The 12,579-nt window shown below is 35.4% G+C and carries 12 protein-coding genes; 8 read left to right on the forward strand and 4 right to left on the reverse strand.

What is annotated here, in order from left to right:
• Position 1 precedes the first annotated feature (1 nt).
• On the forward strand, positions 2–316 hold the full coding sequence (locus tag ACB089_RS01355) for an antibiotic biosynthesis monooxygenase family protein (protein ID WP_374964922.1): 315 nt from the start codon (positions 2–4) through the stop codon (positions 314–316).
• Between the two features lie 263 nt (positions 317–579).
• On the opposite strand, the gene ACB089_RS01360 is transcribed toward ACB089_RS01355, so the two are convergent.
• Positions 580–1,230: a hypothetical protein gene (locus tag ACB089_RS01360; RefSeq protein WP_374964924.1), complete on the reverse strand. Its 651-nt coding sequence runs from the start codon at positions 1,228–1,230 to the stop codon at positions 580–582.
• Between the two features lie 561 nt (positions 1,231–1,791).
• Between ACB089_RS01360 and ACB089_RS01365 the strand changes: the two genes are divergently transcribed.
• The 6 genes from ACB089_RS01365 to ACB089_RS01390 all read left to right on the forward strand — a co-directional run bounded on the left by ACB089_RS01365 (position 1,792) and on the right by ACB089_RS01390 (position 8,259).
• Positions 1,792–2,694, forward strand: a complete 903-nt coding sequence (locus ACB089_RS01365) for a polyprenyl synthetase family protein (RefSeq protein ID WP_374964926.1) — start codon at positions 1,792–1,794, stop codon at positions 2,692–2,694.
• A gap of 15 nt (positions 2,695–2,709) precedes the next feature.
• Positions 2,710–2,865: a competence pheromone ComX gene (gene comX, locus ACB089_RS01370; protein WP_374967636.1), complete on the forward strand. Its 156-nt coding sequence runs from the start codon at positions 2,710–2,712 to the stop codon at positions 2,863–2,865.
• 35 nt (positions 2,866–2,900) lie between these two features.
• The gene (locus tag ACB089_RS01375; protein WP_374967637.1) at positions 2,901–5,159 is read left to right on the forward strand and encodes a sensor histidine kinase; all 2,259 of its coding nucleotides are present in this window, start codon (positions 2,901–2,903) and stop codon (positions 5,157–5,159) included.
• Positions 5,143–5,757: a response regulator gene (locus ACB089_RS01380; protein WP_374967638.1), complete on the forward strand. Its 615-nt coding sequence runs from the start codon at positions 5,143–5,145 to the stop codon at positions 5,755–5,757. Before ACB089_RS01375 ends, ACB089_RS01380 begins: the two co-directional genes overlap by 17 nt.
• Positions 5,758–6,211: 454 nt before the next feature.
• On the forward strand, positions 6,212–7,111 hold the full coding sequence (locus ACB089_RS01385; protein WP_374964928.1) for a hypothetical protein: 900 nt from the start codon (positions 6,212–6,214) through the stop codon (positions 7,109–7,111).
• A 536-nt stretch (positions 7,112–7,647) separates the two neighbouring features.
• Positions 7,648–8,259, forward strand: coding sequence for a phosphatase PAP2 family protein (locus tag ACB089_RS01390; RefSeq protein WP_374964930.1), 612 nt, complete (start codon positions 7,648–7,650; stop codon positions 8,257–8,259).
• A gap of 49 nt (positions 8,260–8,308) precedes the next feature.
• Here the strand turns inward: ACB089_RS01390 and ACB089_RS01395 are convergent, their stop codons facing one another.
• From ACB089_RS01395 to thrC, 3 genes are read right to left on the reverse strand one after another with little or no spacing between them, the layout of a single operon-like run.
• Positions 8,309–8,992 carry a 2-hydroxy-3-keto-5-methylthiopentenyl-1-phosphate phosphatase gene (locus ACB089_RS01395; protein ID WP_368637583.1) on the reverse strand — a complete coding sequence of 228 codons (684 nt, stop codon included), beginning with the start codon at positions 8,990–8,992 and terminating at the stop codon, positions 8,309–8,311.
• 33 nt (positions 8,993–9,025) lie between these two features.
• Positions 9,026–9,934: a homoserine kinase gene (thrB, locus tag ACB089_RS01400; RefSeq protein ID WP_374964932.1), complete on the reverse strand. Its 909-nt coding sequence runs from the start codon at positions 9,932–9,934 to the stop codon at positions 9,026–9,028.
• Positions 9,931–10,983, reverse strand: coding sequence for a threonine synthase (gene thrC, locus ACB089_RS01405; protein ID WP_068984903.1), 1,053 nt, complete (start codon positions 10,981–10,983; stop codon positions 9,931–9,933). Before thrC ends, thrB begins: the two co-directional genes overlap by 4 nt.
• Positions 10,984–11,189: 206 nt before the next feature.
• On the opposite strand from thrC, the gene ACB089_RS01410 reads away from it, so the two are divergent.
• Positions 11,190–12,419 carry an MFS transporter gene (locus tag ACB089_RS01410; protein ID WP_374964934.1) on the forward strand — a complete coding sequence of 410 codons (1,230 nt, stop codon included), beginning with the start codon at positions 11,190–11,192 and terminating at the stop codon, positions 12,417–12,419.
• Positions 12,420–12,579 lie beyond the last annotated feature (160 nt).

Raw genomic sequence — 12,579 nt, forward strand, 5'->3', positions numbered from 1 at the left:
TATGTTTGTACAAATTAAACGTATTGTCGTTACAGAAGGGCATTCGGATAAAATTATTGAGCGCTTTGGTGCAAAAGAAGATGGTCCAACATTACTTGAACAACAACCAGGTTTTATTGATAAGCAAGTACTCGAAAAAAAAGTACGCCGTGGTGATGAGGAAGTGCTAATTGTGATTCGTTGGGAATCAGAAGAGGCATGGAAAAATTGGGAGAAGCACCCTGAGCATGTTGCTGGTCATAAAGCAAGTGCAGGTAAACCGAAACCCGATTACATGATCGAAAGCGGTCAAGAAGTTTATTATGTAAAAGGTTAATAATTAAAGGTGTCTCAAAATTCATTTGAGGCACTTTTTTTGATTCTGCGTAGAGGCATAGCAGGCCGTCTCTCCTTTGTAGGATGTAAGTAGAAACAAAAGTGACGGATAGAAAGTCAGATAGGATGGGGAGGCGCATTTGCAACTGTGCCATCCCTATTATTTATAGCAGTGGGAGCTCGAAAATAAATTAATTATGCCTCGATATAAATGTGTCTGGGTTTAACCAACATAACGGTTTTAGTGACGCTTAAAACCTAAACCTAGTGTTTAATGGACGCTCTATTCCATGAATTAAATGCCGCAGTAATGTTAAAAGAAATACCGCTGTCATTAATGGAAACCCCTATAAAATGGGCAGTCGATTGTTTAGGTGTCCAATTTGCTTCCTTCATAGTAATAGATTTCCCTGAAGAGGGTATATCCATTTCTAATTCTAAATTATTGAGATAATCAGGTAAGCCGACCGGTTCGCCTATTTTTACAGCATTTACACTAGAGGAAGTGCTAGAGCGATAGCCTCTTGCATTTATGATACTATAGCTTGGAGAGGTATAGATGATAGGTGCATGTATGTTCAATCCAGACGTAAATGGACCTATTAAAGGCAACATAGACAGACTTTCTTCAGATACTCTTAAAATTCCATAGGGCTCAATAAAAGTGTCGAGCTTTTGCAAAAAAGTAGCCTCAAATCTAGGAATATCGCAAATAAGATTTGAAAATGTAGGCAGGTTATTATACTCTGCTAACGTTTCTTGGTACGCTTGTTGCTCGGCATGAATAATTATTTGCTCAATATATTGCTGTTCATTCGAAAGCTTTTTAATGTTGATTTCTTCATCAGAGACACGAATTGTACAGGAAAAAGTAGCCGTAAGTATTAGAACGTTTTCATTTACTTCATTTTTCATTTCAATCACTCCCAGTATTGGCGATTTTCCTTGCTAGTAGTTTTAAATTGTTCCAATATTTTAGCTTTGAATTAATCAAAGATAGCGTTACGTGCAATACAATAAATTTGTCTTAGCTTAATGTAAGCGTATCATCAGTAAGGACGCCATTTCAATGTTGGGTTTACGCCAAAAAATGGCGGTCAATCATACAACACCGCCACTTTTTTTACTATTCCTTAACAAAAGAATGGCGTGGTTTCCAGAGATACCGCCACTTTTTGGCGGTATATAGAGTCATCGCCATAACGTGGGGTTGATTTTCGTTTTTTACTGAGTGCTTTACACCTTCGTTCCTCTAGTAGCTCGCTTCAGAGTTCGTCTGTACCGCTGATTCCTAAAGATTTGACCGGTCTAAACGCCAACTAACTTAATGTGCATGATATACGTTTTAACATATATCATTACTACTTTTGATGATGAGTGTATATGTAAAATATTTACTTTATATTTTTTTGTATAGTATTAATTCCCATTAATCTGTATACTATTTGATAATATATTTAGGGGAGGAGAGGACTATTGAAGGGACTGAACGAACGGATTAATGAATCATTGGACATTCTTATTAAAAACGAGGCATTGATAGGTTATGAACTACGATCAATGCTTAAAAGCTTTAAGGAAGAAAAAAAAGAAGTTGGTTATTCGTTTGGTGAAATTTGTTATTGGCATTATGAAGCATTTACGGATTGTTTGAACGAGGACATTTATAAAATTGCTGCAGCGATTGAACTTTTAATTTTGTCCTTTGATATTATCGATGACATACAGGATCAGGATTCGAACTATAGCTGGAGTAAAACACCTGAATTATCGTTAAATGTTGCTGTATCTATGCTAGTTATGGCTTCTAGAATTATAAGTGGAACTTCTTTCGAACATAAAGGTACTGCTATTCAGATACTAGAAGAATATGCATTACGGAGTGTAAATGGTCAGCAGCTAGATTTACTTAATATTTGTAGGGATGAGCAATCATATTTACAAATGATTGACCAAAAGTCGGGTTCTTTAACAGCAATGGGTTGTTTAATTGGTGAAGTGCTTGCAAAAGGAGAAATATCTTCCGAGGTTAAGGAGTATGGGAAATACATAGGTATTATCCAACAAATCAAAAATGATGTTCAAAGTTTAAAAGCTTGGGGACCTAAAAATGATCTGCTAAATAAAAGATACTCATTGCCTATTATTTATCTTTTATCACAGAAAAATGATGTTTCTAAAGCTGTAATAAATTATTACAACGGTGATATAGATGCAATTTTAGATAATAATGCTACAGAAAACGAGTTGACACATGGTGGTGCAATACGTTATGCAATTACTATAAAAAATGTTTACAAGTTTAAAGCATTAAATAATCTTGAAAATGTGGCTATAAACGAATTAGGTAAAGACTTCCTAAAAAAGCTAATGAAATGAGGAGAGAGTTGTTTGATGAATGTAATTCAATATCTAGAACAAAATCCAGACCTAGTTGCTCCATTAAAAACACAAAAAGCCTCATTGATTGAAATTTCGTCTGTAGAACAAAAAGCAATTTTAGATGCGTTTAGTAGTGAAATAGAGTTGGATAGTAAATTTTGGGAGTAAAAACGTTGAGTAGTAAGTTATTTTGGCCCGCTATAATGCTCTATTTAGTGATTGGACTTTATATGAATTATGTGAATTATAGCGCGCCGCTATTAGAAATTAAGGTAGAAAAAGAGAATGGCAAGTGGGGAGTAACGCAACCTTACTATAAAGACTGGACGGGATGGAGAAATATCTCATCGGATGATGTTATTTTAAGAGTAGATGATGTGCCAATGGATCATCTAAATCAGCTAAAATATAAATCTAAAATAATGGCAGCTAATAAAATAACAATAATGAAGCCAAATGGAGATATACAAGACATACATATCAAACATTTAGATATTCCTCACCAATTCTACTATATATTCATAATTCCACTTTGTTATTATGTTTTAACTCTATTCATTACGGTCTATCTACATTTTAATCAAAAAAATACAAAGCTTACTAACTTACTTATTCTTTTTATGCTAACTGTTGCATTAGCTTATGTAAGTAGTGGAGTATCTAGTAGAGTAAACGGAATTGGGATTATAGTAAATCGTAGCAGTATGGTATTATGTTTAGTCTTATTATTACATTTTTTAAGAGATTATCATTTATTTATAAAAATAAATTGGCCGTTTACAAATAATATTAAATTCTTTTATATATTCCCTGTAATCGCTTTTTTACTGGCCAGTATTAGTGTTTTCTATCCAGCTTCTTATTATTTTTTTAATGATGTAGTATTAACCCTTTTCTTTATTCTTCTTCTTATTATACTTAGTATCTTATTACTAAGCTATTTCAAATATAAATCACCTAAGTTGAAAATATTGTTAAGTAGTATATTGATACCGTTTCTGCCATTTCTTTTTTTGTATTCACTCCCTGAAATTCTTTTTGATACGTATATTCTTTCAGGTGAAACCAGCTCTTTATTTTTATTGCTTATTCCTTTTAGCTTTATCTTTACACAGTTAGCAGAACGATTATTTGATATTGAATACCATATTACAAGACTTCGTTATTATATAATCTTTTCATTGATATTTACGTTATGGTTTACAGTAGGTTTGTATTGGATTGCAGGAAAATATTTAACTATACCCGTATTAACATGTGTTTCATGCTTTACTTTTACATCGTTAATTGTTCTTTTTTACATAAAAGAGAAGGTCGATTATCGAAAACGAAAAATTTTATTTTCGACAAAAGGGGATTATATACATCAACTATATACTGCTGTAGATAGAATTGGTAAAACGATTAAAATAAATGAGCTTCTAGAGAAGTTTGCACATGAGGTTTCATTACATCTTGAGCTAGAGCATGTATTTGTATTAACCTATGACTATGACACTAATCAATTTACTTCAACGATTGAGGGAAGGCTTTCAATTAATCCAGCGTTAATAGAGGATATAAAATTAGGGGAAATACGGAAAATTGAGAACATCTACTTAGCCTTCCTCCATCAAGATGCTCATTTTAAAAGAGCCTTAGTATTGGAACATAATAACTCGATTCATATAAAAGATGAAGAGCTTCTATGGCTTGAATTGCTTTTATTATATGTAAATAATTTTATTGAAAATACAAAGATGGTGGAAGAACTGTTAGAGGAACTAAAGCATATGAGACAGGCAGATGATAGTCAATTACCTTGGTTAAACAAGCTACTATGGTTAAGATTTGAAGAGGAGAAATATCAATTAGCTCAAGAATTACATGACACTAATTTACAAGAACAGCTACATATTGCTCGGGAAGTTGATGTTCTGGTAAATGCAAAGGATCCTGCCGATATTCAACAAAAACTTGTGAAGATTCATAAGCAGATGGTTGCGTCTTTACATGAATTAAGAGCTTATTGTGAAAACTTGAAGCCTCCATTATTAGATACATTAGGGCTAAATGCAGCATTAGAAAAGCTAATTCGCAAAGTAATAGAAAGAGCAAGCTTTGAGTTGTTTTATAAGATAGATCGTCTTTATTTAGAGGATGAGCGTATGAATTTAATGATCTATCGATTATTTCAAGAATTACTCAACAATGCTATGAAACATTCCTATGCAACAACAGTTGCCATTCATCTTCAAGAAATGGGCGATGGTTTTAAAATTATTTATAAGGATGATGGTGTAGGCTGTAATGTTGATGATATTATTGTGGCAGAATCGATGGGAATTCGGGGTATGCAAGAGCGTGTAAAGGCCTTTAACGGGTATTTTTACATCGATTCACAAGTGAATGAAGGAATGTCTATTAGAATTACAGTAAAAGAAGGAAGTGACACACTTGATTACGATGCTTATAGTGGATGATCACCCTATTGTGTTAGAGGGAACGAAAAAGTTATTTCAAGAAAATGAAGATATTATAGTTGATACAGAAAGTGATGCAACTCATGTCATACAGAGAATTAAAAACAAGCCGTATGATATCTACTTAATTGATATAAATATGCCATTAGAAAATGGTATTAACTTAGCCCGCAACATAAAAGCTATCCAGTCAAATGCTTCAATTATCCTTTATACAGGTGATGATATTACAGATTATTATCCACTTATTTTGGAACGAAAAATAGAAGGTATTTTAGCTAAAACAGCCTCCAAAGAACAAATATTACGAACTGTAAGAGCTATTGCAAATGGTGAAATTGTTTTACCGCAAAATTTCTTGGATTTTCTCGATAATCGATTTAAACTGCAGGATGCGAAGCTCGATATCCACTTAAATGAAAAAGAAAAGAAAATTTTAAGATTGATTGCTAAAGGACACACGAACAAAGCCATTGCTTTAGAGTTAAATATTCCTCAGCGAACAACAGAGAGATACTTAACACAGTTGTTTTCTTTGTTGAATGTAGATTCGCGTACCGATGCTGTAAATCTTGCAGAAAGAATGAATTTACTATAGTTTAGCTATATGTTAAAGTTATTGATGTTGGTATTTTTTGGTTCTTATTCAAAAGTTGCGGATGACATTTGTTAAGGTTTGGGTGAATTTAAAATACTATATATTAAATTGGTTAATTTTTCTTTAATTATAATATTAAATACCTATATTGTTTTGAAACACCGCCATTTTTTGGCGGTGTTTTTTGATGCCCGCCAAATCACGCCAAAAATTGGGGCAAGACCGCCAAAAAAATGGCGTAAACCCACCGTTGAAATATCGGTGTTAGTACTGGTACGCTTAAGATAATCGTGGTAAGTAGATTTGTTATAGTGAGTAATAATATATATATAAGATTTCGTTTAAAATAAGCAGCCTGGCTATCTATGAATAAAGTAGAGATTGTAGATTTTTTAAGATACTAGCTAGTCAACATACTTCACCATAAAACTTTATATAAAGGTAGGCGTGTATTTTGAAAGTAGAACTTGAAAATTTATTTTCTATAGATGAATCTAGTCAAGAGCAAGTCATTAAAGTGTATAATCGCTATGGGATTTGTATTGGTGCCCCTGAAATAAGGAAAAAGAATTTAAAGGCATCATTTAATCCTATTTTTACATTAAATGAAAATATAACATATGAACATGTAGCAGCATTATATAAATCATTGGAACGCGAATTAGGGATTGTTTCAATTGGAGAACGTTTTTACTTTGATTTTTCAGAGAGTGAATATGAGCAAGCACCATTGTTTACATTAAACTCAACAGGTAACTCACCTGATATGTTTATAGAAGATAGAGGGACTTTATTTTCTATAAGCACCTACTGTCACCATTGTGGGCTTTTGGAAAAAGAGCAACTTTCACCATTAGTGATAGATACAACAAAAATGAGAGATCGCCATCTAGTACATGTGAGTGGATATTGGGTAGCTTCACAGGAATTAGTGACCTTAATGAAGCGAGAGAATATTAGAGGCTATGATCTTTTAGAGGTAATTCATCAAGGACCGGAAGAAGGGAAGCAACAAGCTTTTCAAATTATCCCGACACAAGTATTACCTGAATGCAGCACGGAAAGAATTAAGTTGTATTTTGCGACAGAGCAACCTCCATGTCGTTGCGGATTAAGTGGGGTTATCAACGGACCTGATAGTTATAAGTATGAAAATTTAACAAACTTAACAGGTGATATATTCTTCTCGGCAGAATGGAGCCATGATGGAAGATATTTGTATAGAAAAACTTTGTTTAGTAGAAAATTTAGAGAATTGGTTATTAAAAACAATATATCTCGTGAGGTAAAAGGCGAGAAGGATACGAACTTTGGACCAATGGATTGGCTATTTGATCCTGTATTATTAAAATAATTCAAACTGAATCTGATATTAAGGGATGAGGAAGTGTTTATTTTGTTTAGAAAGATAATATCTATTGTTGCAATCTTATTTATCGTTGCGTTGGTACTTTCAAATTATTTTAATAAACCTGACAAAAAAACATTTGTCATTACCCTAGAAAGAGGGAGCTCGTTGAGTTAGATAGTAAATTTACCTCTAACTTCCTTAAATATGTTATGATGTGAAAACAGTCGTGTTGATTAGGAAAAATAGGTTTATTATTGAGCAATAAAAAGAATTTTTTGTTGCTATTTTGCTAATATATTCTCATTTTTAACTGATTGTAGCGTAGGGCTACTCGACTCCCGCGGGAATGCGAGACAGACGAGACCCTGCACGGAGCGTAGCGGAGGAAGCGGCTCGACGCTCGCCCGCAGGAAAGCGAGTAGCCCGTAGCGGAAATCAGCGCCTTCTAATTAATTAGGACGGATAAAAATGGTTAATCAACATACATGATGTGAAAAATAAAACAACATGGCATGACTAGTTTTGAGGTGAAGTATGAAGTGAAGAAATGGGCATATCCTTTGGCGATATTAACGCTAATTACCTTTTTTGTGTTACGCGCTACTTATGAAAGTGAGTGGATCATTAATTTTGATAATAAAATGGCAGATCTATTTTTCGGTAATCGTTTTATAGAGTTTTTTCATTATATAGGAGAGCCGGCATTTGTAGTAACTGTAGCGATATTATTAGTTGTGTATTTAGCATGGAAGATAAAAAATTACCGAGCTATATTATTTGTTTTATTAACAATTGCAGCTGGAAACGTTCTTAACCAATTATTGAAAAAATGGGTACAACGACCAAGACCTGAAATTGAAGAACAATTAACATCCTTTAGCTTTCCATCAGGGCATTCTATGACAGGTATCTTGTATTTATTTACAATTGCTTATATATTTTCGGAGAATAATAGTAAGGGACGTAAGACGTTGCTTTGGCTTGGGGCAATTATATTAACAGTGCTTATTGGCTTGTCTCGGGTTGCTGGAGCTCGTCATTTTGCTTCAGATGTATTGGCTGGATGGAGTATGGGGTATACTTGGTTCATCATCTGTGTCATTTGGTATGAACGTCGCAAAAGACATTTTAAAGTAAATAATAAATCATGAACCTATAAAGGGAGCCGTCTTAAATGGAGACAGGCTCCCTTTGTTATGGTTATTTTGAAATAGCCTTTTCTACCTTAATAAGCTCTTTTACAGCGTCTAAGCAGTCATAGAATGTCTCAAAGTGCTTGTAAGGAATATGAAGGTCTTCACAGCGTTTAATAAGATAATCCCTAGCAAGTACTAAATCTGCCTGTTTTGCAGCCTCAAAATCAGAAAGGGAATCTCCAATCACGATTTTAAAATGATCGCTCTGTGCCACTTTTCGCATGACGCTTGGTTTGCAGCAGCCACAGCCCTGTGTCTCAAATTTTTCACATTCTTCATCACAGCTATTGGGAAAGACGAGCTTAATTTGTTGATCTGAAAAATCGGCGCTATTGCAATATATACCAGAAAAGGGGCCGTATTTTTTTAGTAGTGGCTCAATGAAAAAATCGACACCACCACTAACAATGTAAAACGGAATATGTTTCTCTCGTGCAAAACGAACGAAATCGCCAAAGCCCTCACGTATAATGGCTGTATCCAGTAAATATTGAATAACAGTATCCTTTTGTTCAGTTGATAATAGCTCGAACATTGCTGATACGCCATCTTTAAAGGATATTGTTTGTTTCATCATTGCTTTAGCAATTTTCTCAGATTCCTCTGGTACGAATTGAGTCATAAGTGAGACGATATTATCAGTTTCTGTTATCGTGCCATCAAAATCACAGAATATAATTGGTTTCAAGCTACTTCCTCCTTCAAAAAGAAACGTCTACTTTTACAGTAGACGCCCAAAATTTACCTGTACACCATATTCATCGGCTTTTGTTAAGATAATTTGATGCTCTGGGAATTGATTTTCCATGGCATTTACGAAATTCTGTGCAGTAGCAGTAGGGATGATGGAAATCAGCGTTGGTCCTGCTCCGCTTAAGGCTGTTCCAAATGCACCGTTAGCCTTTGCGGCTGCACGAATTTCTTTATATTGTGGAATTAGGTTGGCACGGAAAGGCTCATGAAATAAATCTGTTTCCATATAGTGTCCGGCACGCTCAAAATCACGAGCCATTAATGACGCAGCCAACATATTAGCATTTGCAGAAGCAAGCACCGAATATGCTCGATCAAATTGTTCTGGTAAAACAGAACGAGATTCACTTGTTTTTAGTTCGACATCGGGTACATATACAACAAAGGAAGCATCAATATCATTTACATGGAGTGTATCCACAACACCGTTCTCATCCATTGATGAAATTGTTAATCCTCCTAATACGGAAGCTGTTGCATTGTCTGGGTGTCCTTCGATTTGTGAAGATAAATTGAGTTTATCCTGTACAGTTAAGCCTAGCGAACAGACTTGATTAGTAAGTTCAATTCCAGCGACGATGACTGCAGCACTGCTCCCTAAGCCACGGGCTAATGGAAGTTCACTTGCCATTTCAACACGGCAGGCAGGTAGCTGCTTACCGTATTGATCAGCAATTTTTTGGGCAATCACGTATAGTAAGTGTTCTTCAAGCTCAAACTCTTTAGGACCATTATCGTCAAGGTGGATAATTTCCCATCTATCTTGTAAAGACACAGTTAGTTTTAAGTAAAGCGACAAGCCGAGTCCTATTGAATCAAAGCCAGGTCCTAGATTGGCTGTGCTCCCAGGAACTGAGATTTGCCACATGTTACTCATAGTACGCCCTCGATATATTTTCGAATTTCTTCCTCATCGTTTTTAAGTGAGACAACATCTACAGTTGAGACGTTCATTGCAGTATCAGGGTCTTTCAAGCCATTACCAGTGAATATTGTAACAACTTTAGAGCCCTTTGCAATTTTGCCGTTTTCAACCGATTTAATAACACCTGCTAATGAAGCCGCCGAACCAGGCTCAACGAAAATTCCTTCAGTGCCAGCAATTAATTTATAAGCAGCTAAAATTTCTTCGTCTGTAACCGAATCAATAATTCCACCTGATTCATCACGGGCAGCCTCGGCAAATTTCCAACTTGCAGGATTACCGATACGAATCGCTGTTGCCACTGTTTCCGGATTTGCAATTGGTTCACCTTTTACAATCGCAGCTGCACCTTCAGCTTCAAAGCCAAACATCTTTGGTAGACCGGAGCCTTTTGCAGCGTCATATTCTTTAAAGCCTTTCCAGTAAGCCGTTATATTACCTGCGTTACCGACAGGGATGCATAGATAATCTGGAGCCGCTCCTAAAGCATCTACAATTTCAAATGATGCTGTTTTTTGACCTTCTATACGGTATGGATTTACAGAGTTTACAAGTGCCACAGGAGTTGTTTCACTCACTTGGCGAACAATATTCAATGCATCATCAAAGTTACCATCGATTTCAATAATTTTTGCACCATACATTGTCGCCTGAGCTAGCTTACCTAGGGCTACTTTTCCTTTAGGGATAACAACTATAGACTGAATTCCAGCACGTGTTGCATAAGCTGCTGCTGCTGCAGATGTGTTACCAGTAGAGGCACAAATAACGCACTTACTACCGTCCTCGATAGCTTTTGCAACGGCAAATACCATACCACGATCTTTAAATGAGCCTGTTGGATTTGCACCTTCGATTTTTCCATAGAGTTCAATGCCAAGCTTTTTAGATAAATTTACTAAATGTATAAGAGGTGTATTACCTTCGTTTAAAGTTAGGGCAGGTGTGTTTTCTGTTACGGGTAAAAATTGTTTATATTCTTCAATAAGGCCTTTCCACATAACGTTTACGATCTCCTTTTGTTCTTATAGAAAGAACAGTTGTTTTTGTATAAAAGACATTTTAACGCAAATCGCCCTATGTTTTCAATAGCATTTCATAAATTGTCGAAACAATTCGGTAATTTGAATTTTACTTGTCACTTTCTTGAAACAACTGTATAGTAAACGTAACAATGTAAAGTCAAGTGTAAAGACAGGTGGTTAAAATGACAACAAATACAGTAACAGCAAATAAGTCTCAACAATCTATTTCTCGCAATAAACTTTTGGGAGTAGCAGGTGTAGGCTGGCTTTTCGATGCAATGGATGTAGGAATATTATCATTCGTTATTGCAGCATTAGCAGCTGAATGGGGATTAACACCAAATCAATCGGGCTGGATAGGTAGCATTAACTCAATTGGGATGGCTGTAGGAGCGTTGGTTTTCGGAGTGTTTGCTGATAAAGTGGGACGTAAGCAAATTTTTATGTGGACGCTAGTATTATTCTCTATTGCAAGTGGCTTGTCTGCATTTACAACTACATTAGCAGCTTTTATGGCACTACGTTTTTTGGTAGGCATGGGGCTAGGAGGAGAATTACCAGTCGCATCAACGCTAGTTTCTGAGAGTGTAGAAGCAAAAGAGCGAGGGCGAGTGGTTGTTTTACTGGAAAGCTTTTGGGCAGTCGGTTGGTTAATCGCTGCACTAATCTCGTATTTCGTTATTCCTACATGGGGATGGCGAGTTGCTTTATTGTTAACGGCAATTCCGGCATTATATGCAATTTATCTTCGCTGGCACTTACCAGATTCACCACAATTTACAGTGAAGGCGGAGTCTAAAAAAAGAAGCGTTGGACAAAATATTCGAGATGTTTGGTCTAAAAAATATGCACGCTCGACACTTATGTTATGGGTGTTATGGTTTACGGTTGTATTTTCGTATTACGGTATGTTTTTATGGCTACCAAGTGTAATGGTTGGTAAGGGCTTTGATATGATTACGAGCTTTAAATATGTTCTTATTATGACGTTTGCGCAGCTACCTGGTTATTTTACAGCAGCATGGTTTATAGAAAAATTTGGACGGAAGTTTGTACTTGTTTCCTATTTAATGGGTACAGCTGTAAGTGCTTTCATTTTTGGTAATGCTGAAACAATAGCAGTACTATTAGGATCAGGAATGTTTTTATCGTTCTTTAACTTAGGAGCATGGGGTGCACTTTATGCTTACACACCAGAGCAGTATCCTGCCATTATTCGTGGTACAGGTGCAGGAATGGCAGCAGCTGTAGGGCGCATTGGTGGTGTTTTTGGACCTCTGTTAGTAGGTTCTTTATTAACGGCTGGCTATGATATTGGCTTTATCTTTGCGATTTTCTGTGGATCTATCCTTATCGGAGTTGTCGGTGTCCTGTTTTTGGGGAAAGAGACGAAGCAAATCGAATTAGAATAATAAAATGGAAAATGTCTTGGATTAACTATCGTCCAAGACATTTTTATATGTTTATGATGCCGATACAATAAAGCGTAATTAATCTGCTTTATTAAATACATAAAAATAAGATATTATAAATTTTTATACAAATGATTTTATGTATCTGTTAGGATTACAA

This window comes from Lysinibacillus sp. RS10, from assembly GCF_041956855.1.
GTDB classification, from domain to species: domain Bacteria; phylum Bacillota; class Bacilli; order Bacillales_A; family Planococcaceae; genus Lysinibacillus; species Lysinibacillus xylanilyticus_A.